The organism is Niameybacter sp., assembly GCF_036655075.1.
Lineage (GTDB): Bacteria > Bacillota > Clostridia > Lachnospirales > Cellulosilyticaceae > Holtiella.
The window spans coordinates 13,763-38,092 of sequence record NZ_JAVVQU010000023.1; the positions used below are offsets into that span (position 1 = coordinate 13,763).

23 protein-coding genes are annotated in these 24,330 nt (G+C 36.3%); 14 read left to right on the forward strand and 9 right to left on the reverse strand.

Features of this window, described 5'->3' with window-relative positions; translation table 11 throughout:
• Positions 1-42: 42 nt before the first annotated feature.
• The gene (locus RRY75_RS07925) at positions 43-834 is read right to left on the reverse strand and encodes a MerR family transcriptional regulator (protein ID WP_332491069.1); all 792 of its coding nucleotides are present in this window, start codon (positions 832-834) and stop codon (positions 43-45) included.
• Positions 835-1,027: 193 nt separating this feature from the next.
• Between RRY75_RS07925 and RRY75_RS07930 the strand changes: the two genes are divergently transcribed.
• The 6 genes from RRY75_RS07930 to RRY75_RS07955 all read left to right on the forward strand — a co-directional run bounded on the left by RRY75_RS07930 (position 1,028) and on the right by RRY75_RS07955 (position 6,339).
• Positions 1,028-1,948: an ABC transporter permease gene (locus RRY75_RS07930; RefSeq protein ID WP_332491067.1), complete on the forward strand. Its 921-nt coding sequence runs from the start codon at positions 1,028-1,030 to the stop codon at positions 1,946-1,948.
• Positions 1,938-2,891 (forward strand): iron chelate uptake ABC transporter family permease subunit, encoded by a 954-nt coding sequence (locus RRY75_RS07935; protein WP_332491064.1) that lies wholly within the window; start codon positions 1,938-1,940, stop codon positions 2,889-2,891. The genes RRY75_RS07930 and RRY75_RS07935 overlap by 11 nt, the downstream gene beginning before the upstream one ends.
• Positions 2,888-3,640, forward strand: coding sequence for an iron ABC transporter ATP-binding protein (locus tag RRY75_RS07940; RefSeq protein WP_332491063.1), 753 nt, complete (start codon positions 2,888-2,890; stop codon positions 3,638-3,640). The genes RRY75_RS07935 and RRY75_RS07940 overlap by 4 nt, the downstream gene beginning before the upstream one ends.
• A gap of 79 nt (positions 3,641-3,719) precedes the next feature.
• Positions 3,720-4,676: a siderophore ABC transporter substrate-binding protein gene (locus tag RRY75_RS07945; RefSeq protein ID WP_332491061.1), complete on the forward strand. Its 957-nt coding sequence runs from the start codon at positions 3,720-3,722 to the stop codon at positions 4,674-4,676.
• Between the two features lie 273 nt (positions 4,677-4,949).
• Positions 4,950-5,894: a calcium/sodium antiporter gene (locus tag RRY75_RS07950; RefSeq protein WP_332491059.1), complete on the forward strand. Its 945-nt coding sequence runs from the start codon at positions 4,950-4,952 to the stop codon at positions 5,892-5,894.
• Positions 5,895-6,210: 316 nt separating this feature from the next.
• Positions 6,211-6,339 (forward strand): hypothetical protein, encoded by a 129-nt coding sequence (locus RRY75_RS07955; protein WP_332491057.1) that lies wholly within the window; start codon positions 6,211-6,213, stop codon positions 6,337-6,339.
• 686 nt (positions 6,340-7,025) lie between these two features.
• Here the strand turns inward: RRY75_RS07955 and RRY75_RS07960 are convergent.
• The gene (locus RRY75_RS07960; protein WP_332527726.1) at positions 7,026-7,385 is read right to left on the reverse strand and encodes a hypothetical protein; all 360 of its coding nucleotides are present in this window, start codon (positions 7,383-7,385) and stop codon (positions 7,026-7,028) included.
• Positions 7,386-7,561: 176 nt separating this feature from the next.
• On the opposite strand from RRY75_RS07960, the gene RRY75_RS07965 reads away from it, so the two are divergent.
• On the forward strand, positions 7,562-8,986 hold the full coding sequence (locus tag RRY75_RS07965; protein ID WP_332491053.1) for a TldD/PmbA family protein: 1,425 nt from the start codon (positions 7,562-7,564) through the stop codon (positions 8,984-8,986).
• A gap of 15 nt (positions 8,987-9,001) precedes the next feature.
• Positions 9,002-10,276, forward strand: coding sequence for a metallopeptidase TldD-related protein (locus RRY75_RS07970; protein WP_332716278.1), 1,275 nt, complete (start codon positions 9,002-9,004; stop codon positions 10,274-10,276).
• Between the two features lie 38 nt (positions 10,277-10,314).
• Here the strand turns inward: RRY75_RS07970 and RRY75_RS07975 are convergent, their stop codons facing one another.
• The 6 genes from RRY75_RS07975 to RRY75_RS08000 form a co-directional block, all read right to left on the reverse strand.
• Complete coding sequence (locus RRY75_RS07975) at positions 10,315-11,178, reverse strand: tetratricopeptide repeat protein (RefSeq protein WP_332491049.1); 864 nt, start codon at positions 11,176-11,178, stop codon at positions 10,315-10,317.
• 79 nt (positions 11,179-11,257) lie between these two features.
• The gene (locus RRY75_RS07980) at positions 11,258-11,830 is read right to left on the reverse strand and encodes a stalk domain-containing protein (protein WP_332527723.1); all 573 of its coding nucleotides are present in this window, start codon (positions 11,828-11,830) and stop codon (positions 11,258-11,260) included.
• A 163-nt stretch (positions 11,831-11,993) separates the two neighbouring features.
• A complete protein-coding gene (locus tag RRY75_RS07985) occupies positions 11,994-12,677 on the reverse strand; it encodes an ABC transporter ATP-binding protein (protein ID WP_332491046.1) in 684 nt (227 codons plus the stop codon).
• On the reverse strand, positions 12,674-13,012 hold the full coding sequence (locus tag RRY75_RS07990; RefSeq protein WP_332527722.1) for a hypothetical protein: 339 nt from the start codon (positions 13,010-13,012) through the stop codon (positions 12,674-12,676). The genes RRY75_RS07985 and RRY75_RS07990 overlap by 4 nt, the downstream gene beginning before the upstream one ends.
• A gap of 13 nt (positions 13,013-13,025) precedes the next feature.
• A complete protein-coding gene (locus RRY75_RS07995; protein ID WP_332716283.1) occupies positions 13,026-14,822 on the reverse strand; it encodes an ABC transporter ATP-binding protein in 1,797 nt (598 codons plus the stop codon).
• Between the two features lie 13 nt (positions 14,823-14,835).
• A complete protein-coding gene (locus tag RRY75_RS08000) occupies positions 14,836-15,732 on the reverse strand; it encodes a hypothetical protein (protein ID WP_332528445.1) in 897 nt (298 codons plus the stop codon).
• A 155-nt stretch (positions 15,733-15,887) separates the two neighbouring features.
• Between RRY75_RS08000 and RRY75_RS08005 the strand changes: the two genes are divergently transcribed.
• The 5 genes from RRY75_RS08005 (at position 15,888) to RRY75_RS08025 (ending at position 21,455) form a co-directional block, all read left to right on the forward strand.
• The gene (locus tag RRY75_RS08005; RefSeq protein ID WP_332528444.1) at positions 15,888-17,666 is read left to right on the forward strand and encodes a M3 family oligoendopeptidase; all 1,779 of its coding nucleotides are present in this window, start codon (positions 15,888-15,890) and stop codon (positions 17,664-17,666) included.
• 397 nt (positions 17,667-18,063) lie between these two features.
• Positions 18,064-18,450, forward strand: coding sequence for a GntR family transcriptional regulator (locus RRY75_RS08010; RefSeq protein ID WP_332491039.1), 387 nt, complete (start codon positions 18,064-18,066; stop codon positions 18,448-18,450).
• Positions 18,450-19,340 (forward strand): ABC transporter ATP-binding protein, encoded by an 891-nt coding sequence (locus tag RRY75_RS08015; protein WP_332491037.1) that lies wholly within the window; start codon positions 18,450-18,452, stop codon positions 19,338-19,340. The genes RRY75_RS08010 and RRY75_RS08015 overlap by 1 nt, the downstream gene beginning before the upstream one ends.
• Positions 19,333-20,400 carry a hypothetical protein gene (locus tag RRY75_RS08020; protein WP_332716288.1) on the forward strand — a complete coding sequence of 356 codons (1,068 nt, stop codon included), beginning with the start codon at positions 19,333-19,335 and terminating at the stop codon, positions 20,398-20,400. The genes RRY75_RS08015 and RRY75_RS08020 overlap by 8 nt, the downstream gene beginning before the upstream one ends.
• A gap of 11 nt (positions 20,401-20,411) precedes the next feature.
• Positions 20,412-21,455: a hypothetical protein gene (locus RRY75_RS08025; RefSeq protein ID WP_332716290.1), complete on the forward strand. Its 1,044-nt coding sequence runs from the start codon at positions 20,412-20,414 to the stop codon at positions 21,453-21,455.
• A gap of 131 nt (positions 21,456-21,586) precedes the next feature.
• Here the strand turns inward: RRY75_RS08025 and RRY75_RS08030 are convergent, their stop codons facing one another.
• Positions 21,587-22,714, reverse strand: a complete 1,128-nt coding sequence (locus RRY75_RS08030; RefSeq protein WP_332527532.1) for a GNAT family N-acetyltransferase — start codon at positions 22,712-22,714, stop codon at positions 21,587-21,589.
• A gap of 252 nt (positions 22,715-22,966) precedes the next feature.
• Between RRY75_RS08030 and RRY75_RS08035 the strand changes: the two genes are divergently transcribed.
• Positions 22,967-24,313, forward strand: coding sequence for an ABC transporter substrate-binding protein (locus tag RRY75_RS08035; protein ID WP_332491029.1), 1,347 nt, complete (start codon positions 22,967-22,969; stop codon positions 24,311-24,313).
• Positions 24,314-24,330: the final 17 nt, after the last annotated feature.

The following is a 24,330-nucleotide window of genomic DNA, read 5'->3' on the forward strand; positions in this document are numbered from 1 at the left end:
TAGCATAAACCTTAAACCCACTCTAAGGTCAAGCATTTTTTGCTAATTTTTAATAGGAATAAATAACTCATAGTACTCAATAGGTGTTTCGTTGCAATGCTCAAAGGCAATACAGCGAGCAAGGATATCCCCATTAAGAGTAAGTTCGTATTTTGTAAGATAGTTATTTATAAGTTGGAAGTCCTCTTCGGAAATGGTTTCACCAATAATCAAAATAGTACGTAAACACAGAGTTGGTTTAAAGTAGCCATAAGTTTTTGGGTGAAGCGAGACCATTTGTTCGTCAGTAAGGCCACTAATCACTAATAAATCAAATTGATTTTTGGCAAAGAAAGTATCTTGAGATAGAAGTGCTGAGAAAACAGGTGCGCTCACATAAGGGGTTTCCTCCATCTCAGTCATAATATCGGTGTAATTAGGATCAAATTCTGAAGAAAGTGTTTTGTACACAAAGGGAGGACTCATAATACAATCTATTTTTCTAAAGTGATTTTGAACTTTTAAGATATCATCTTTAAAAAAGCACAGATTTTTCTTTAAACGTTGCAACTTAGTAAGTTTTGCATTAATGACTTGTTCTTGGCGATCAAGAAGGAGATGAAAACCTTCTAATGAATTATTACAAATAAGCCCTTTGATTTCTTCTAAAGAGAGTTCTAAGTCACGTAAAATAAGGACATAAGAGAGTGCCAAAAGGTCTTCTCTTGTATAGTAACGATAGTTGTTTTGTGTAGATTTTTTAGGACTAACAATACCTAATTTGTCATAATAGCGTAAAGTATCTTTGCTAATAGGGAGGAGTTTGGCAACGTCTCCAATTAAATAATGCTTCATAGTACACCTCGATTAATAAAAGGATTTCTCATAAGTCAATGAATTAATTTATAGCATACAAAATCTAAAATAGAATTGCAAGTTAAGAGTAAATGATAATTAAAATCAAAAAGTTATTGACAATAATTATCATCTGAGTGTATACTTTTTAAGTGAAAAGAGTTATCAATAACGAAAGAGATGGAACTAGATTATGAAACGCTTTCTATTAATTATACTTATGATTTTATTATCACTGACATCACTTTTAATTGGTGCAAGTGGTTTGACAACAGATGTATTGATCATTAGTCGTGTACCTCGTCTTGTGAGCTTGATTATGGCAGGAGTAGGTATGAGTATTAGTGGTCTTATCATGCAACAGCTCAGTCAAAATAAATTTGTATCACCTACAACAGGTGCAACCATAGATGCCGCACAACTTGGAATTGTTATTGCAATGGTTATGATACCAGGTGCTACAATGGTCTTTAAAACGAGTATGGCCTTTATATTTGCTTTAACCGGAACCGTTGCTTTTATGGTTATTATTCGTAAAATTACTTTTAAAAATGTAGTCTTTGTACCACTTGTAGGGATTATGTTTGGGAATATTATAGGTTCTGTAACTACTTTTATTGCTTATAAATATGACATTATGCAAAATGTGAGTGCTTGGATGCAAGGCGATTTCTCCATGATTTTAAAGGGGAATTATGAAATGTTATATATATGTATCCCTCTTGTTATAGTGGCTTTTATCTATGCAAATCACTTTAATATTGCAGGAATGGGCGAAGATTTTGCGACAAACCTTGGGATGAACTATAATCGCATCCTCTATATGGGACTGGGTGTCGTTGCACTTGTAACGGCTAGTGTAGTGATCACAGTAGGAAGTATACCTTTTGTAGGGCTTATTGTACCTAATATTGTCTCACTTTATAAAGGAGATCGTATTAAAGGGACGCTTATAGATACGGGATTAATAGGAGCAGTTTTCTTATTAGTATGTGATATAGTAGGAAGAATTGTCATTTTCCCTTATGAAATATCTATAGGACTTACAGTAGGTGTAGTAGGAAGTATTATCTTTTTAGTTTTAATTTTAAGGAGGAAAAACTATGCAAGCTAAACGTAAACTCAGTGTATTAGGCATATTTCTTGCAATAGGTATCGTATTATTCCTCTTTGTAGGTGTAGAATGGACATATTTTGACTATGCGATGAAAAATCGTATACCTAAAATATTGGCCATGCTCCTAAGTGCTTTTTGTATAGGGAGTGCAACTGTTGTCTTTCAAACTATTACGAATAACCACATTTTAACACCCAGTGTGCTTGGGTTAGATGCCCTTTATGTACTTGTACAAACTTTTATAGTTTTTATATTAGGTGCAACAAGTCCACTGATTGTGAATAAACAATATAACTTTATCATTGCACTAGGTGTCATGATAATAGCCTCTGTAGGATTGTACAAAGTACTTTTTGAAAGAGGTAAAGGGGATGTTATGTTCTTGCTTTTAGTAGGAATGATTTTTGGAACACTTTTTGGCAGTCTTTCCTCTTTTATGCAAAGGGTGATTGACCCTAATGAATATCTGGCTTTGCAAAACAACCTTTTTGCTAGCTTTAACAATATTCATACACCAATTCTAGCCATGGCAACGATCCTGATGCTTCTTTTGATTCCATTCGTATGGGATGACTTAAAGTTACTAGATGTTATGACCTTAGGTAGAGAGCAAGCCATCAACTTAGGCGTGGATTATGACCGTGTTGTGAAAAAGCTTATTGTAGTGGTTACAATTCTCATCTCTATTTCTACAGCACTTATTGGACCGATCACCTTTTTAGGATTACTTGTGGTGAATGTAGCCAGACAGCTTTTTAAAACCTATAAACATACCTATTTAATCATAGCATCTGTGTTACTAGGTGGGATTACCTTGTTGTATGGACAGCTCATTGTGGAGCAAGTACTAGGATTTACAACAACTTTAAGTGTAGTTGTCAATTTAATCGGTGGACTTTACTTTATCTACCTTTTATTAAAGGAGAGTAAACAAATATGAAAATCAAAAACTTAATTAAAAGATATGGCAAGCAAACAGTAATAGAAGATGTGTCTATCTCTATTCCAAAAGGACAAGTAACTTCTTTTATAGGGCCTAATGGGGCGGGAAAAAGTACAGTACTTGGTATGGTGACAAGATTAGTAGAAAGAGACAGTGGTGAGGTTATCCTAGATGGTGTAGTGCTTGAAAGTTATAAAAGTAATGAGTTAGCTAAGAAGCTTGCCATACTTAAGCAATCGAATCATCACTATTTGAAATTAACTATTCGTGAATTAGTAAGCTTTGGACGATTTCCACACTCAGCAGGAAGACTTACAGCGGAAGACCAAAAACATATTGATGAGGCTATTCGCTATATGGAGCTTACAGATCTAGAAGATAAATATTTAGATGAACTAAGTGGTGGACAAAGACAACGTGCTTACATAGCTATGGTCATTGCACAAGATACAGAATATGTGCTATTAGATGAACCACTCAACAACTTAGATATGCACCATTCTGTGAAGATGATGCAGGTGATTCGTAGGTTAGCACATGAGCTAGGTAAGACTGTTATCATCGTCATGCATGATATAAATTTTGCTTCTTGTTACTCTGATTACATTGTAGCCTTTAAAAAGGGGCACGTAGCGGCAGCAGGCAAAACAGAAGAGATTATACAAAAGCATGTATTAGAAGAAATCTATGAGATGGAATTTGATATCCATCAGTTAAAAGGACAAAATATTTGCGTGTATTATTAACAAAATAGGAGGTTTAGTAAGTCATTAGAAATATTAGATTTAGACTAAACCAATATAAAAAAGAAAGAGGATGAAAAAAATGAATAAAAAAGTAGGAATGATAGTTGGAGGGATTGTCCTCCTTTTAATAGTAGGGTTTATGGCAGTAAAAGGGAAAGGGGAAACAGCAACGGATAGGGCACAAGAAGTGACGACTTTAAGTGTCAAACATGAATTAGGTGAGACAGTTGTGCCTAAAGAACCTAAGAAGGTTGTTGTATTTGAACTAGGTGTTTTAGATGCATTACAAGAACTAGAACTTCAAGAGGTAGTAGTAGCAGTCCCAAAAGATAGTTTGACTTCTTATCTTGAAGGGTTTAACCAAGAAAGTATCGTAAATGTAGGGTCTGTAAAAGAACCTGACTTAGAAAAAATTTATGGTGTACAACCAGACCTTATTGTTATAGGTGGAAGACAAGCGGGCTTATATGATAAATTAAGTGAAATTGCGCCAACTATTTCCCTGGCAATAGATAATACACAGTACATTAACTCCTTTAAATACAATATGACACTTTTAGGTGAAATCTTTGGGGTCAACGAAGCAGTTCAAGTTAGACTTGAAGGTGTGGAAGAAGCAATCAATCAAGTTAAAGATGCAGTTAAGTCTGTAGAGGCACAGGCTCTTATTACTCTTGTCAACGATGGCTCAGTTAACGCTTATGGCAATAACTCACGTTTTTCACTTCTTAACGATTTAGGGTTTACTAATGTAGATACAACATTAGAAGAAGCGACACATGGACAAACTGTTTCTTTCGAATATATTTTAGAGCAAAATCCAGAGTTCCTATTTGTATTAGATAGAGGTGCGATTATGGGAGATGCAACACCTGCTAAAGAAATTATTGAAAATGAGTTAGTGAAAAAAACAAAGGCTTACCAAAATGGTAGAATTGTTTACCTCAACCCAGAACCATGGTATTTATCAGGTGGTGGATTCACCTCTACAGAGCTCATGCTAGAAGATGTTGCACAAGCTATTGGACTCAAATAATAAAATGTAAATTTAAAACCTAAGATATTGCGCAATCAAGAAAGTATGCTATAATAACCTGTAGACAACTTTATACACCTTTGAAGGGGAGTAGCTACACTTTTTAGTGATAATTAGTCGTCATGACAGTGTCAATAGGGCACTCGGTTAATTAACAAGATACATCTTGAAGCAAGACCTTCAGAATAAGAGTGAGCTTTGTGCTACCTTTTTATTCTGAAGGTTTTTTTATGTGGACCTTTACTTCAAAGATAAACAGGAGGGATTAAACATATGGATTATATTTTCTTATTATTAGGTTTTGTACTTTTAATTAAAGGGGCAGATTTCTTTGTAGAAGGTGCTTCTTCTATTGCAAAAACATTAAAAGTACCAGCACTCATTATCGGTTTAACAATTGTAGCATTTGGAACAAGTGCACCTGAGCTTGCAGTAAGTATTACATCAGCAATGAAAGGACAAAATGGTATTGCTGTAGGAAATGTAGTAGGTTCTAACATTTTCAATATTTTAATGGTTATTGGGGTATCTGCCATCCTTTGCCCACTTGCGGTTAAAAAATCTATTTTAATCAAAGAGTTTCCATTTACTATTCTTGCAGGGATAGCCTTATTTATTATGGCTATAGATACTGTACTTGGTAGTGGACAAGTGAATATGTTATCTCGTACAGATGGACTTATGCTGCTCATCTTCTTTGGTATTTTTATGTACTATTTAATTGAAGTAGCACTACAAGCAAGAGCCAGTGGTGAAGACGAGGAAATTGAAGGCATGCCACTTTGGAAAAGTATTGTCTTTTCTATAGGTGGGATTGCAGGGATTGTATGGGGTGGAGATGTGGTAGTTGATAGTGCCACAAACATTGCACTTGCATGGGGTATGAGCGAAACACTTGTAGGCCTTACAATCATTGCAGTAGGAACTTCTCTTCCAGAGCTTGTAACTTCTATTGTTGCAGCTAGAAAAGGTGAAAGCGATATTGCATTAGGAAATGTTATTGGATCATGTATTTTCAATGTATTCCTTATTTTAGGAGTATCTGCTATCATTAACCCAATTGAACTGAGCGGTGCAATCTTTACAGATATGTTTATCATGGTAGTGATTACATTTGTAACGTACATCTTCTCATTGAGTAAACGCATTAGTCGTGTTGAGGGTGGCATATTAGTAGCCAGTTATGTAGCGTATATGGCATATATTATTATGAGATAGTAGCCAGATTTGATTAACCACATCATAGATGAGATGATTGCTATTTGTAAAGAGAGTATGGATAGATACTTTGGATTGATTTAAAAGTAAGCATTATAAGAGAGACTGAAGAAAAATAAAAATGAGCTAATACGTGAATAATGAACAGACGATAAGTTTTGATTTTTAATCGCCCCCTTTCATTGACCTTAGTATAGAATAAGCCTATACTGAAGAAAAATGAACAGGGGATTTTTATGCAGATACTTAAAGAGGAAATGCGAGAGGGGATTATTCAAGTTGCTGAACAAGCGTTTCTGAAAAGAGGATTTAAAGTATGAGAGGTAGAAGAAGAGGGGATAAGGTGATGATTCAAGTAGGGGAGCTATATTTTACTTATAAGAAAAGCCAAGTAGAAACATTAAAGGGTTATATCAAAATTCAATGGATAGCAAAGTACTTTTAGAAGAAGTAGGTCTTTGGGGGGATCGGCACACTTAGAGAACTGAAGACGAAGTACGTTAGGACAAAAGAAAACTACAAATAATTGTTTTGTTTTCAGAAAAGTATATTGACTTGTCCATCATACATTTATATAATAAAAGTATGGAAGTAATTGTTTAACAATTCTCCAATGTTTATAAGTTAAAGGTTAATAAATTCTAGGAAAATTTATCCTTTACTTATAGCATTTCAAATGCATAAGCTATATTTTCACCAGCATACAAGCAAAACCTGAAAGTAAGGACTTAGACATCCATAAGTGTCGGGTGCCTGATTTGGCTCTTGCAGATAAGATTGTTTTAAGGATCTTACGCATAGGACGCTGATGATGGACTGCTGCACCTGGTAAGTTATTAAGCCTATACTTTAAGATAAGTTTGATGTTGATAGAAAGAATGCTTAATAGGGGCTAATGGTCACCTACATAAGAAGCTAATTTAAGTTTGTCTATGTTTTACAAGGGGGGACAACTTAAGTTAGCTTTTTGTGCGTCTTATTTTAGATTTTCATATAATACAGAAGAAAGCATTAGCTAAAAATCTGTTGTGAAATTGCTTATTAAATGAGATAAATTAGAATGAAAAACACATCCATTTCCTTTGTAAGAAGAAATGGATGTGTTTTTTTACCCTTAAAGCAGCATACATTCTAGTTTTTATCTTTGTCTTCTTCGAAGTCTACATCTACAATAGGATGCCCGTCTTGTGTAGTTTTAGATTTGGTAGGGCGGTTACGCTCCTTACCAAAAATAAAATGAATGCCTAATTTTTCTCTCCAACTTTTTGGAAGAAGTAGTGACAATACGGCAATGATGACGGCAATACCTGCAACAACTACTGCAAGCGTTACGGCTAAACCAACCACAACACCTACAACAGAGAATATCCCTGCTAAAAGTACGCCTACAAGTGCCAAAATGGGAACGGCAATGAGGATAGCAAGTAGAATACCGAAGATGCCGTGAACTTCTTTTCCACCTATTTGTACCTGAAAGTTAGAACATTTCATAAAGTACCTCCTAGCTTTATCTGAATGAAATATATTTTAGTATAGCATATCATAAGGAGAAAATAACTATGCTTATAAAAACTTAATCATTTATTTGAAAAACATTCTGTTGAATTTAGAATTTTTACATAATAAAATAGAGAGGATGAAATCATATTTAAAAGGAAGGTGAAGTTATGCAAATAGAAATGAGTACTTATTTAAAACAGGCAAAGCCTTATCTCAAATCTCTTTTAAATCAATTACTAGAGGTATATACGTATGTCTCTATTTTAGGAACAGATGCAAGTGGAAAGAGTTACCGTATATCACGTGCAGGGACAAACATAGGCAATGGTATGTTTGATGAGCGAGGGTTTGTCGTAAAAGTTTATAATGGCAAGACCTATAGCGAGTATGCCTTCAATGAAATTGATGCTACCAAAGTCGATGAGATTGTAGCACAAATTACTCAATTGGTTAAGTTGCCAGAATGTGTAGCAGACACAGTAGGATATAGTGCCTATGCTCAGTTAAAAGAAGAAAGTTGTACGTTTTCAAAGTCAAAAGAAGTAAGACAACATCCTAAAGCATTGGGAGATGAAAAGATTGTACAAATCCTCACTGCACTACATGAAAAGGGAAAAAGTCAAGATACACGTATTGTAGATTTTAGAGGAGATTTTGAGTACTTAGAAACGAGTAAATGCTTCTTGTCTAAGCACAAAGATTTAGAACAAAGCTTTATGTGGTCAACAGGGGCCTTAATGTGTGTAGTAGCTGAAGGTGATAAAAACAATTATCACTACAAAGGGTTCTCTGGTGCCTGTGGAAGTGAATTGATTGAAGAGATGGGTGAGTTTGTAGAAGAAGTAGCACAAGTGGCTTGTGAGCTTTTGCAAAGTGAAAAGATGATACCGGGCACTTACGATGTCATTTGTGCACCAGATGTAGCGGGACTTATTGCTCATGAGGCCTTTGGACATGGTGTAGAGATGGATATGTTTGTGAAAGACCGTGCCCTTGCCAAAGACTATATTGGAGAATATGTGGCATCTCCACTTGTCACTATGCATGATGGGGCAGTAGGAGAAGAAGATGCAGGCTCCTATTTCTTCGATGATGAGGGGACATTGGCACAAGATGTGGTGATTATTGAAAAGGGTATTTTAAAACAAGGTATCAGTGACCAACTTACAGCCATGAAGCTAGGAACTAGGCCTACAGGAAATGGACGCCGTGAAAGCTTTGAAAGAAAGGCCTATTCCCGTATGACCAATACGTACTTTAAGCCTGGAACATCCACTTTAGGAGATATGATTGCTTCTATTGAAGAAGGGTACTTAATTGATGCGAGTGCAAGTGGTATGGAAGATCCTAAAAACTGGGGGATTCAATGCATGGTAAGCATTGCAAGAGAGATAAGAAATGGGAGGCTAACGGGTAAAATCTATTCTCCTGTTGTACTGACAGGTTATGTACCTGACTTATTAAAGTCTATTTCCATGGTTTCTTCTGATCTGGTACTAACAGGTACAGGTGCTTGCGGTAAGGGGTACAAAGAATGGGTGAAAGTTTCAACAGGTGGCCCTTATATTAAAGCTCGTGTAAGATTAGGTTAAGGGGAGGATGAGAAGATGAAACAACAAATTTTACAAGCACTTAAAGCCAGTCAAATTAGGACCTATTTAATCAATAAGGTAGAGGTCGAGTCCGTAGAACTTTTCTTCATTAAACAAGAACTAGATATGAGTCGTAAGAAAAAAGTAGCTCATTATGTGGTTACAGTTTACCAAGATTTTGAAGCAGAAGGTAGCAAAATGCGAGGGTCTGCAACTGCAAATATTTACCCAACTATGACCTATGAAGAAGTAGAGACTACCTTAAAAGATGCCTACTACGCGGCTTCTTTTGTGAAAAATCCTTACTATCCATTACCAGTAGGCACAAAAGAAGAAAAGGTCTCTATGTCTACATCTATTGAGGGGGATACTTTAGAAGCGCGTGCTGCCCAATTAACTAAGGCACTTTTTAAGTACGATCAAGAGGCAGAGGTATTTGTCAACTCTAGTGAACTTTTTGTAGAAAAGAGGAATGTATCCATTATAAACTCAGAGGGTATAGAGGTAGCTTATGAAAAATATTGTACAAAAGGTGAGTTTGTCATCCAGTGTACAGTACCTCAAGATGTAGAAACTTATCATGATTTTTACTACGAAAATTTAGAGTGTGAAGCACTTAGTCAAAAAGTAAAAAAAGCATTAGAAACAACAACGTTAAGGGCACAGGCAAAACAAAGCCCCAAAACAGGTAAGTACAAAGTCATTTTATCAGGGGAGCATATTGCGACTCTTTTAAGTTACTATACAACTAATGCAGCGGCTTCTATGATTTATCCAAATTACTCAAACTATAAGATAGGGGACTGTGTACAAGGTCAAAATATCCAAGAAGATGTATTGAATATTACCCTTAAAGCTACAGAGCCTTGGAGTGGGGAGGGGATTAAGATGATAGACCGTCCACTCCTACAAAAGGGTGTGCTTAAAACGATTCATGGTGCAAGTAAATTTAGTCATTACTTAGGAATAGAACCTACAGGTGGCTATAACACCATAGAAGTGGAGACAGGTAGCCATACTTTAGAAGCAATGAAACAAGGAGCGTACTTAGAAGTTATTAGTTTTTCAGACTTCCAAGTAGACCCTTTCACAGGAGACTTTGGTGGGGAGATGCGGCTTGCACTTTATCATGATGGAACACAAATAATCCCTCTTACAGGGGGGTCTATTTCAGGTGTGATGCAGGAGCTACAAGGGCATTTGATACTTTCTGTAGAGCGCCAAGTAAGAAGAGGTTACACGGGGCCATTAGCTGTTTGTCTAGAGGGTATTATGGTGGCAGGAGAATAGCAAAACAGCCCAACCTTCTAAGAAGATTGGGCTGTTTTTTATGAAAGAGATAAAATACTATTTAAGTCAGGGTCTTTCTTCGCATACTCCAAGAACCCTACATTTAATTTAATGGCTTCTTGTAAGTCAGATTGACTTTCCTCAGTGTGTCCAAGTAAAGCATGGAAACAAGCACGGTTATAGAAGAGGAATCCTTCTTCTTCTATATGGTTAATACCCTCATTTAATACTTTCAGGCCCATTTCTATTTGTCCTTGCTCTTTGTAAAGTACAGCAAGGTTGAGATAGGTGTAAGAATAGGAAGTATCTTGAGTAAGGGCATGTTTGTAGTAATGAATAGCATCGTTAAATCGATTGAGCTTAGACATAATGACACCCATATTAAAAAGTGCAACCCCATGATTAGGCTCAAGGGCTAGGGCACGCTTAAACATTTGATGGGCAAAGTCTATCATGCCTTGTGTTTCATAAATCGAGCCAAGGTTAGTAAGTGCCCAAAAGTCCTCTGGCATCATTTCAAGAAGTGTCTTATAGGTCTCAACCGCTTTATGGGTTTCACCTAAAATATCATAAGCATTGGCTAAAAAGAAGTAAGCTCTATCATAAAAAGGATCTACTTCAATAGCTTTTTGATAATGGGCAATGGCCATTTCATAATTCTCATCATCATCATAGAGAGAAGCGATGCCGTAGTAAGCCATCGCTTCATCTGGGTCTTCATCTATAATAGCTTCATAGGTGGAGAAGGCTTGTGCTTTATTATTTAAAGCCTGATAGCAAAGCGCAATATTCAGGCGGGTATACGTATCATGATCTTCGGCATAAGCCTGTAAAAAGTAATTCAGTGCTTTTAAATATTTACCATCTTCGTAGGCTAATTCGCCTAACTGTGTCATATCCATAATTCTTCCTCTGCTTCATTTAAATGTATAGCTTTTATTATAGCATATAAAGCAAGGAAGGAAAGAGAAGTTGTCAGAATTATAAAAGAGTGATGCTATAAGCCACTGTTTGAGGTGGAATAGATTTAGTTTGAGCTGCTGAATGAACGACTTTTACATTAATACCTGTATTTAAATCAGATAACTTATAATTTTTTTTGTCTTTACTACTTTGAATAGTTGTTTCAGGGGTGATTTTAAGATCAATTTGGTTAGCCATATCTTTAGATTTGCCTGCTGGTACAACAGTTACTATATGATCAGCAAAATTAATAGCAATGATTTGTGCTTTGTCGATAGTTACAGTATCGGTAGGCTCAGTAGGTTTAGTTGGTGGTTTTGTGGCTTCTGGAAGTGAAAGAGTTGTTTCACTTTGGGTTACATTGACATTATAGCCAAGTTCTTTAGTTAAGTTATAGACAGGCACATAGACCATGTTGTTGTAGATGATAGCAGGAACATTTTTTAAGATTTGTTTACCGTTATAGGTGTATTTGTAGTCTGTGTTTAAAGAGGCTTTAATAGGGCTTAATTTATTAGCGGCCCAAACTGTACCAAAAAGTGTAGAGATAGCGAGCACAAGGACACTCCATAAAGCGAGTTTGCGTTTCATAATAGACCTCCAAGAAGTAATATTTATCAACTATTATTTGCAATAAAAAAATGAAATATACGTCAAACTTTAAAAAGATGATAAATAGGTCATACACAAAGGGCTAGAGCAATAAAAGAGCCACTAAAAATAAATTAGCGTAAACAAAAAGGAGCCAGATTAGTTAGGCAACATACCACGTCTCTTGCATTTTATACATTTCGGCGTAAATGCCGTTTTGCGTAAGAAGGTCAGAGTGGGACCCTTCTTCTTGGATAACACCATCGTGGAATACTAAGATACGGTCGGCACGTTTGGCAAAGCCTAGACGATGGGAGATGAAAAGAACAACGCGGTCACCTGCTAGTGCGTAGATTAGGTTGTAAATTTCTATTTCAGACAAAGGATCTAGATAGGCTGTTGGTTCATCTAGTATCCAGATTTTTGCGTGAGGGTTAGCAAGAAGTCTGGCAATGGCTATACGTTGCCACTGACCTTTGGAGAGGTCTACACCTTCTTCTAGTTGACCGAGCATAGTATCTAGACCTTGAGGAAGATCCAAGACCATTTCTTTAAGGCCTACTTGGTCTAGATAGTGCCAAATTTCTTCATCACTAAAAGTATGGGGGATATAGCCTAGAGCAATATTGTCGCGAATGCTCATCTGGTACTGAGCAAAGTCTTGAAGAATACAAGAGGACAGATGTTGCAAGGAAGTACTCACAGCATCATCTTCTATGGTGAGTTGCCCCTGAAAAGCTTGGGTAAGTGCAAGGAGAAGATTAGTGAAAGTGGTTTTACCACTTCCGTTATGTCCGACAATGGCAAGCTTTTCACCTGGTCGAATTTGTAGATTAAGTCCCTTCAAGCTTTGTGTTTGTGCTTGTGGGTAGGCGTAAGTAATGTTTTTAAAGTTAAGTTGCTTAAGTGAGGAAGTAGGGAACTCAAGATACCTATTAATTGAAAAAGGAGAAGACTCAAGGTGAAGCCACTTACCCCCACGACTACAGTGCTAAAAGAAGTAGTGCCCTCAAAAAGATGGTAGGCACTATTGGTGGTGTATTCCGTAGACTTCATGGCAAGAAAGATAGCGGCAACAGATGCAATTTCAGTAAATGCTCTGGCAAGATAAGTAACTTTGTTGCTTTTAAAAGCAAAGCAATTTGCCTCAATGAGGGCGTGAAGTGCGGGTATTTTAGGCATAGCAAGTTTCCTCCTATTTATAAAGTTCTTGTTGAGCCATAAAGAGTGTATAGTAATTACCTTTAAGTTGTAGAAGGGTATCATGGGTGCCATCTTCTACAATATGGCCGTTCTCCATAATGCAAATCCTATCAGCCATTCTAGCAAAACCAATGCGATGGGAGATAAGTAGTGCAGTTTTACCTTGCACAATATTTTTGAATTGACCAAGTAGTCTCATTTCTTCTAGTGGGTCAATAGACGCTGTAGGTTCATCTAGAATTAAAAGGTCTGGCTCACCCATATATGCTCTAGATAAAATAATGCGTTGCCACTGACCGCCACTTAGGTCCTGTCCTTCCTTGCTATATTCTTTTCCAAGAAGTGTATGTAAACCATTTGGAAGATGGTCTATAATGCTTTCTAGGTTACCTTTTTGAATAACCTTTTGGATGGCTACGTCATCGTCTAAAGCTTCTATCATACCGACACCTACATTTTCTTTTAAGGAAAGGCTATAACGGGCAAAATCTTGGAAACCTATACCAAAGTAACGGTAAAGGGCTTCTTGGGGTAAAGTTTTAATATCTGTTCCATTAAGTAAGATTTGTCCTTCATAATCTTCAAGCAATCCGCTCATCAGCTTAGAGAGAGAGCTTTTACCACTACCATTATAACCAAGGAGACTAATAACCTCACCTTGCCTTAGCGTAAAGTTTAAGTCCTTCACAGCGTAGTCACTCGCCCCGGGATAGCAGTAAGAAACGTGCTGAAAGGCTAAGGTGTGGAAAGGGCCTACAATGTCGGATTTCATTTGGGATGTGGTCTCATGCATAGCGTTTAACTGCTTTTTGGTAGGTGTACCTGTGAAGGCCTCATATTTTTGAACATAGAGGTCATTTTCAGCTAAGTCCTTGGTAAGAACAGTCAATATACTAGAGAGGGCACCCGTAAGGGAAAACATCATTCCATTTAAAAAGACAAAGTCGCCTACTTGTAGTTCACCTTTTTGAACTAAGTATAAGAAATATAAAGTGAGACTATAAGTAATTAAAACTTGGAGAAAGCTTGAGAGGTGACTTAGCCAAGTAGCTTTCACTTCAAAGGCATATTTGGCCTTCATATAGTGGGTGTAAGACGTCTCCCATTTGTTAAGAAACGTATCTTGTAATTTAAAGATGCGAAGCTCCTTAGCATGAGCTCTAGAAGAAAGAAGTTCTTGGTAGTACTTAGCGTGACGCTCATCTTTTACATAAGTCTCTTGCAGTGCAACACGCTTTTTGACTACGTACCTGTTGACACCAATCATCACAAAAGAGAGAAGGAGCATACCTACAACGATTAAAGGATTGAAGTAGGAAATAGCTACAACGGCGAGTAACAAACGGTAGATGGAGAGCGTTAGTTTGTTAAAAAGGGTGACGGTGATGTTAGAGGTGTTTTCAATATTATTTTTGACAAAAGTGTATTGATCATAAAAGGTATGGTCATAAAAAGCGTCTTGCTTGGTTTGATAACTTTTATGAAGAAAATACTTAGCAAAAATCTGTTTGGCCTTATGACTATAGGCCGTAATCATCATCTGTTCAAAGTTTCCTGTATTCCCAGCGATACAAATCATTAAAAAGAAGAAAAGGATAGGTAGGGCAATCTGATAAGAAACATGCCCCACTGTCTGTGATTCTAAGATAGTATCTGTTGCTAGCTTAAAAGAGAAGGTAATCCCTAATTGGCTAAGTGCAATAACGAATAGGAATATCATATTTAAAGTGAAAAATAAAGGGGAAGCACTAATAGTAATTTTAGAAAAATGTAGAATACGCTTGAACATATAAACCTCCTTATTAAATATGCAAAATAGTAGAGATGCCTTTTTGTTGTTCTTTGGTAGGTAACTTGAGTACACCTTGTGTAAGCATATGTTCAAAGACATAAGGCCAAAGGGTAGCTAGGCGGTCTTGGGTTTGATACCTAATCGTCTTATGCATATGAAGAGGTTGACCTACTTTTTGAAGTTGATAAACCTTTTCATCGTACTCTAGGCAAAGGTTTCTAAGTTCTTCAGAAGGTTTTGGCAAAAGGGCATTGAGCTTAGTTTTTTCCTCTTGGAATAAGTAGACAATATTGACTTTGTAGCCAGAATCAGTTTTTACCAAATATTCTTTTTCTAAGAGTCTACTATAAGTTGGAGCAGTGATTTCTGATTCTATCAATTGACCTTTAATAAAGTGATAGAGACTTAGATAATCCGTATAGAGATTATCGCGCCAATCCAATTTACGTTCACTCCAATAAGTACCCATTTGCCAGCCTTCTACACGAGGGTCTGTGGCATCACCTCTTATCATAGATGTAGTATTATATTTTGCCTGATCAAAGGAGAGGTGTAAGGGTGTATCTACATCTGCAACGGCAATATATTTGCCCCCATCTTTGCGATAAACTTGAACTTCATCCACATTTTTTTCATGTTGATAGAGGGTTGTATCATTAAGAATGCAATGTCCTTTAAGATTTGTTTTTTCTTGCAAATATTTTGTCCATACATTGTGGGCTATTTTGAAAATATAACTATTTAAATCCACAAAGTCATTTTTGTGGCGAAGGACATGATAAATCTCTATAGTAATACGACCTGCAAGTTCCTCAGCCTCGTCTAAATTCCCCATTTTATTCAAGGAAAAGCCGTAGATAGGTCTTATATAGTTTTCAATAATAGAATCCGCGCGTTGTTTATCCATTTTTCATCCTCCTGAAAGCTTTCACTTTATATAGTGTAACAAATAAGCAAAAGGTTTGAAAAAAGTTTTATTATTAAATGAAAATATTGTGTGATATAATTTATAAAATAATTGTTTATTTAAAAAGATGAAAGTTTAGAAAGGTGGAAAGTAAAATGGCAGTAGATTGGAGTTTAAAAGAGCTTTATGAGTCTTTTGACTGTGAAAGCTTTAAAAATGATTTAGACAAGTATGATGCACATATTCAAACGATCAAAGCATGGACAAAAACAGTCCTTATCAATCATGAGGAAGAAAAAGAAAAGTTAGAAACCATCATCAAGGATTTCTTAACTCTTGGAGAGTTTGAAGAAAAATTAATGGCATTTACCTCACTTATCTTAAGTGTAGAATCAAAAAATGAGCAAGGCATCAAATACCAAGCTATTTTAGAGAATAAATCAAGCGATTTAGCTGGGACAATGGCTAACATATATCAATGGATTAGTGAAATTAAAGAGTTAGATATAGTAGTAGCAAGCTCTGAACTACTTACTGCACATAGCTTCTTTATTCATGAAATCGTGGAAGAGGCAGCCCATCAGTTAGGGGAAAAAGAGGAAGAAATTATTGCACGTATGGCAACAACAGGTTCTTCAGCATGGGCAAATTACAAAAATCTACTTATCTCTATGCATAAGGTAGAGATTGAAGAAGATGGGGAAAAGAAAGAATATCCTCTTACTGTAGCACTAAACATGGCCTACAGTTCTGACAAAGAAGTAAGAAAACGTGCTTACCATGCAGAAATTGAATCTTACAAAAAGATTGAAGATGGAGTTGCAGCAGCACTTAATGGTATTAAGGGAGAAGCAATCACAGTGTGTGAGTTAAGAGGTTATCAGTCACCACTTGAAATGACCCTTGAGCAATCTCGTATGGACCAAGAGACATTAGATGCCATGCTTACAGCGATGAAAGAAAGTATGCCAAAGCTTAGAAGCTACTTAAGAAGAAAAGCAGAACTTTTAGGTTATAACAATGGATTACCTTTCTATGAATTGTATGCACCAGTGAGTGAAAAAGATATGGCATATACCTATGAACAAGGTCAAGCTTTTGTAGAAGAAAACTTTACAAACTTTAGTGAGAACTTAGGTAAATATGCAAGAAATGCCTTTGATAAAAGTTGGTTAGATGTATATCCAAAAGAAGGTAAACGTAGTGGTGCATTCTGTTCTAACTTACATAGCATTAAAGAATCTAGATTCCTACTTAACTTCGGTAACAGTTTTAGTGATGTCATCACAATGGCACATGAACTTGGACACGGCTTCCATGGGCATTGCTTAAATGATGAAACAGCACTTAATACGATGTATCCAATGCCACTTGCAGAAACTGCTTCAACTTTCTGTGAAACCATTGTGAAAAAGGCAGCCATCAAACAAGCAGACAAAGAAGAGGCCTTCTCTATTCTAGATACAGAGCTTTCAGATGCAACTCAAGTTATTGTAGACATCTATTCACGTTATTTATTTGAGTCTACTTTGTTCGAAAAACGTAAGGTGAGCCCACTGACAGTAGAAGAGATTAAAAATGCCATGTTAGATGCTCAAAGAGAAGCGTATGGAGACGGCTTAGATCCAGAGTTCTTACATCCATACATGTGGACATGGAAACCACACTACTACTTCACTACAAGACACTTCTACAACTTCCCATATGCCTTCGGATTACTCTTTGCAAAAGGCCTCTATGCACAGTATTTAGCAAATCCTGAGACTTTCCCAAGTGACTATGAGAAGCTTCTTGCCCTTACAGGCAAAATGAAAATTGCAGATGTGACAAAAGCGGCACAGATTGATGTACATGATGTAGACTTCTGGAGAGCTTCAATTCAAACGATTGAAGAAGATGTTGAAGCTTTCATCCAATTAAGTTACGAAATTTAGAAGAAAAAAGAGAGTCTGTTTTACCCTATAGGGGAAGGCAGGCTCTTTGTCTTATTTATCTTGAAAATTCTTAAAGATAGATTAGCTTGAGTTATCAAAAACAGCATTAAAATTAAAAGACTAGCCTACTCTCATTTCTGTAGGAATGGTTTGGGAGAGCAGTAGCTACCAGAACGATTGAACCGTAGGATAAGGACATAGATGCGTACCACTAAATGATTGGAATTTTTAGATAGGTGGGCAAAAGGTCGGCTAAAATAAAAAATTTAAATTAGAAAAAGGCGTTGACAAGTTCAAATAATATTTGTATAGTTTGAGTGTATTAGTTGATATAGTACACATGACACACACATGGTGCACTTAATAATAAAAGATTGAGAGTGGAAGGAGGTGCATGATGTTTATAGTTGATGTAAGAAGCACAAAACCAATCTATGAACAAATTGTTGATCAAGTGAAAGAACAAGCTTTAAAAGGCATTTTAAAAGGTGGTGACCAGTTGCCATCGGTAAGACAACTTGCCAGTATGCTGACCATCAATGCCAATACAGTGAGCAAGGCATACCAAGAGTTAGAGAGACAAAAAATTATTGAAACAATTAGGGGGAGAGGTACTTTTGTATGTACCCTGCAGGTGAAAAAGGTGGATGAGGAAAAGATGGAAGCACTTTATCAAACGCTTAAGAATATTTGTATTGAATTGCATTATATGGGACTTCAGGAAGAAGAGATTATTCAACAAGTGGATAAAGTCTTTAAAGAGTTGAAAGGAGGAGATCAATAATGATTAAGATAAATCATGTGAGTAAAAGTTTTGGGAGCTTTAAAGCAGTAGAGGATGTATCTATTCATATACGACCTGGTACCATACATGGTCTTATAGGAGAAAATGGTGCAGGGAAAACCACATTAATTCAGTGTTTAGTAGGAATCTACAAACAAGATGTAGGTGAAGTTTCAATAGGAAATCAGTCTGTGTGGGAAAATGACCAAGTGAAAGAGCAAATCGGCTATGTTGCTGACCGTAATCAATTTTTCAAGAATTATAAAGTCAATGAGTTGGTGGATTTCTTTGAATGTATGTATCCAGCGTTTAGTAGAGAGGACTTTGTACGATACAACAAACTTTTTAAAATCAAAGAAACAAGCAAAGTAACCCAGCTTTCCAAAGGGATGCAAATGCGTGTTTCCTTTATGCTTCATCTTTCTTCTAATCCGAAAGTAATGGTACTGGATGAACCTACATCAGGACTAGATGCTATTGCCAAAAAGCAACTTTTAGACTTGCTTATTGAAGCGGTAGATGAGAAGCAAATGACAGTACTCATTTCTTCTCATCATTTGACAGAGCTTGAGAAGATTTGTGATGAGGTTACTTTTATACATGAGGGACATGTATCTTATCAGTCTACAATTGAAGACTTAAAGTCAAGTATTAAGAAGCTTCAAGTTGTTTTTGAAGGTGATGCACCTGCAGTATTTGAACAATGGAAGGAATTTGTCAATGTGGAACGTATAGGAAGTGTATACTATGCGATTACAGACCAGTACACCTTGGCACTAGAACAAAAGTTAAGAGATGCAGGTGCACGTATTGTAGAACCTATTGGTATGAATTTAGAGGAAATCTTTATTTATACAGAAGGGGGAAGGAGGGGAATGAACGATGAATAGATATAAAGCATTAATTAGGTATGAATTTAAAACCTTAAGATGGATGGTGTTGTACTTTGCTATAGTTTGTCTTGGCATATTTGGGCTATTTGCTGAGCAAATGAAAAGTAGAAGAAGCAGTTTCATCACGCATACAGAGATTTGGCAAATTCAAAATCTGTTCACACAAGAGATGAATGGTGTGTATGGAATATTTCTTATAGGAAGCGTAGTAGGACTTGTGCTTCTTGTGTACTTACAATTTAGAGATGCTAAAAATATAGAGGTTGGACGATTTTTAAAGGCACTTCCTCTTCAAGGGAGTCAGCTTTATGTAATTAGGATGGGATGTGGTATCGTTACATATACAGTACCGTTCTTAGTGTATAGTATAGGCATGTTGTATCTTAGAAGTTACCATGGTGATTGGCTTCAAGATTACTACAGTATAAGTATGCTGCAGACACCTATAGAGGCAGCTGAATCCTTTGGAAGTATTATCTTGTTGCTTGGAATACTTTATCTTGTAATTACAGCAGCTTATGTAGCACTATTGATGATGCAGTATCTTATTAGCAATCGTATCTTTGCTATTATTGTAACAGCAATTATGTTTTTTGTGCCTTTTTATATTGCAGCTATAGTTGGTGAATTTATACGGGTTGAGCAGTTTCTTACCATACCATTAGCATATGGCTATATGGATACTTCACTGTTTGAAAGTGGGTTAAGAGGAGAAATGGCACAAGTTTGTTCCATAAACCTAATGGGTGCGAAAGTACTTATTTTACTCATCATCATTGTTGTATCAGTTGCTGTTGGATGGATAAGGAGTAAGCAATTTAAAGTAGAAGACCAAAGCAAGCTTATTCCAGAGAAGTTTTCACGTATTATTTTTGTAGGAGTAGGTACAGTATGTGTAGCATTACTTCCTTGTTATTACACCCTTGTTATGATAGGAAGTTTTGCACTTGATAGAGGGATGGCATCAGGTAGTGTTTGGATAAGTATGTTTGTGGCGGGATTGATTGGCTACATCGTTATGTATAAAATAGCTAGAATTGGTTGTAAGGAGAAATAGGAGGTGAGAAAATGAAAAAATTTATATGGATAGTAAGTAGTTGCATGCTTTTAGTAGGATGCAGTAAGTATACAGTGGTGACACAGGAAACGACTATAGTAGAGGAGGTTGTGTTAGAAGAAGATAGAGAAAAATTAGAGGCTAGTGCAGAAGAGAATGCCTATTACAAGATAAATCACACATTACTTGAGCAAACATATGCTACCATTAAAGGGCTGAATGGGGCACCAGAGAGTCGTTATAAGGATGAGATAGATACAAGTGGATACCGTGTCTACTTGAACTGGGAACTTTTCGAAGAGCAGAATATAAGCCCAGAGACTAGTGAATGGGCGACGAAGTTAGATGAAGTTTTTCCAGGTATTAAAGCTTTTATGACACAAGTAGGATCAGAGACCGCCAATTGGAACCCTCAAAGTATAGTGATTAATAACGCCATGATTAAGATTAAACCAGCACATCTTTACGAAATAAAAGATTATGGGTACAGCTATAATGATGCTTCTTATATGACTATTGAAAATGAACCTGTCATACTTATAGATGACTATTTCAAAAAGTTAGCAGAAGCTATTCCAACAGATAAGTTTGTAGTAAATTGGCCTTATGTAGAAGGCACAACAAAGCTTCTTCGTTTTACAACACCTGCTTTTGAACATAGAGATTATATGGGACTATACTTAGAAGAAGGTAAAACTAAGGAAACTTATTTTGAACAGAATGCTCTAGGGTACCAGCTTTTTGTAGAAGATAATCAACTTCAAAAAATAAGAGTAGTATTCAATAAAATAAATGATGAAGTCATTGATAGGGATTACTTTGATCCACTTATGACATGGTGTCAAAATGAATGGAATATGGATGAAGCTAATCTTCAAGAAGTGGAAGGTTTAATCGACCAAGTAATGGAAGGGAAAAAAGGGAAGCACCAAGGAAGTTTTGATGACTACACGTATACTTACCATGCAAGAAACAATCCAGAATTTAGATATTATCATGGTGTAGAGAATGAGTACCAAGAAACAGAAATAGAATGGGTTATTGCTAGAAGGTAGAAGGCAAAGAATAATCAAACAATACAAGCCAACCTAAGATTGCCTTCCCTCTTGTAAAACATAGGCAATCTTAGGTTGGCTTGTGTGTTGTGGCAGATGGATTTCATTGACTAAAGAATAAAGCAGATTACTTATACATTATCTATAGAGCAAAAACTAAATGGCAGTGGGAACCAAGAGTAAATAAGAGCAGTAAGGTCTCTAAGTTCTTCCGGAATAAAACGCATAGGGTCACAAAGGAAGTGGGTAGCCTCTAAATGAGAAAGACTAATATGTGGTGCCTGGTCAGTTGGTGTAACTTGAATCTGCTCCCCTATTTCTATAAGAAGTGTAGCTACATCTTTAATTTCAAGGATTAAACGCCCTTTTTCTAAGGAAGTATAAGATGATTTAAGTGCTAAGAAAGTACGAATAAAGGTTTCATAGTTTAAAATATTGAGGTGCGTTGCTGTGCTTATGGAGTAGTTCTCAGCAAAATCCATGAGATAAGTGATGAGGTCTTGGTCATGTGGGCCTACTGATAAGCTTAAGCCACCTAGGTTTTGTTGGCTTAAGGTGAGTGAGAGTAGAGGCCCTAAAAGTGATGTTTCTTCTATATAAAAGTCTAATACATTTGTATCTGCAATAATGATATAGCCTTTTAACACACCGTCTTGATAGAAGGCAAAAGGTTGCGCTTGCCAAGTCTTACAAATGGTAATAAAATTTTCTAGCGGGCGTGAGCTAAAAAGTAGCTTACTATGGTGCCACTTAGAGATGTGTTGAAGTTCTAGGGAAGTTAAGTCATCAAAGGGACGAAGTGTGAAACTGTCTGTGTGGGTTATACTTTTATGGGCAAGATTAACTTGGTCTACCACAAATCGCATCATCACACCTGTTGGCGCAAAGCCAAAGTATTCATAACGTTGTCTTTGACCACTTAAAATGGCAAAGTCAGCTTGTTCAGCTTGCATAAAGTCTAAGGCATTGGTCATTAGGTGTTTCATAAATCCTTGTCTTCTGCTATAGGGATGTACAGATACTGTTCCAATGCCCATCCCCTTTAGATGGTGAGTACCTACATTTAAGTCAAGAGGAAAGCATCCGACCATTGCCTTAATACGGTTGCCCTCTTTTGCGATAAAGTGATAAGGTGCTAAGTGCTCTTGGTGATCATAGAGTTTTGGAAGGAGTGCTTTGAAATCTATCTTGAAGACATAGTTGCCAAAGTCTAATAAATCATCATACTCTGTGGGTGTTCCTGTTGTGTAAGTAATCATAAATCCTCCTCATAATATACGATAAGTTTGAATTAATTTTATAAGAAAAAGGAAAAGTGTACAACCTATTTAATAAAAAAATATGCAAAGAATAAAATAGTCAGAATAAAACACAAAATTACTTGTATTAATTGGAATAAAGTGGTAACATATAAGAAGAAAGAAATTGGAAACGTTACCAGTTACTAGAGTTTTGACTTTGAAATGGGAGTTTATAAAATAATCGTTTAAATTATAAGGGGGTAGTTTTGTATGAAAACGAAAAAGATTGCAGCTTCACTTATGAGTCTGACGTTGCTTGGTTCTTTAGTGGCATGTTCGCCCAAACAAAGTGGAACAGAAATTTATTTTTTAAACTTTAAACCTGAAATAGCAGAAGTCTATCAAAAGATAGCAGATGATTATTTTGAAGAAACAGGTGTTAAAGTTAAAATTCAAACAGCTGCTAGTGGGACTTATGAAACCACATTAAAATCAGAGATGGCTAAGTCAGAAGCACCAACTATTTTCCAAATTAATGGACCTGTAGGGTATCAATCTTGGGCTGATTACTGTGCTAACTTAAAAGATACGAAACTATATAGTTACTTATCTGACCAAAGTTTAGCTGTATCTAATGCAGATGGGGTATATGGAATCCCCTATGTAGTTGAAGGCTATGGCATTATTTATAATAATGATATTATGGAACAATATTTTGCCCTTCCAGATAAGGCAGTAGCAATTACATCAACAGAGGAAATCACAAATTTTGACTTATTAAAGGCTGTAGCAGAAGATATGACAGCACATAAAAGTGATTTAGGAATTGAAGGTGTCTTTGCATCTACTTCACTTGGTGCTGGGGAGCAATGGAGATGGCAAACTCATCTGGCAAACTTACCATTCTATTATGAGTTCATGGACAACAAAGACTATGATAATACTATTTTAGCAGGACTTGCTTCAAAGGAAATTAACTTTACATATGAGAAAAATTATCAAAATATCTTTGATCTTTACATTAATAACTCAGCAACACAGCCAGCTATGTTGGGAAGTAAATCTGTAGATGATGCCATGGCAGAATTTGCATTAGGGAAAGTGGCTATGGTTCAAAACGGAAACTGGGCATGGTCACAAATTAATGGAGTAGATGGGAATGTTGTTAAACCTGAATCTATTAAATACTTACCTATTTACACAGGAATGCCAGGAGAAGACAAACAAGGGTTATGTATTGGTACAGAAAATTACTTTGCCATCAACTCAAAAGTATCCAAAGAAAAGCAAGATGCTTCTATAGCTTTTCTTGAATGGCTATTCTCAAGCGATACAGGCAAAGCTTATGTAACTAATGACCTTGGTTTCATTGCGCCTTTTACAACTTTTAAAGAAGATGAAAAACCAGCAGATCCACTTGCAAAAGAAGTGTTGCGTTGGATGGAAAAGGATGTAAATTCTGTAGCTTGGACTTTTGCAGCATTCCCAAGTGAAGACTTTAAAAATGACTTTGGTGATGCTCTTCTTGAGTATGCACAAGGACAAAAAGGTTGGAATGAAGTGATAGAAGTAGTGAAAACATCTTGGGCAAGTGAAAACGCAGCCAAAGGGAACTAAAAGTTGGACCAAAAGGG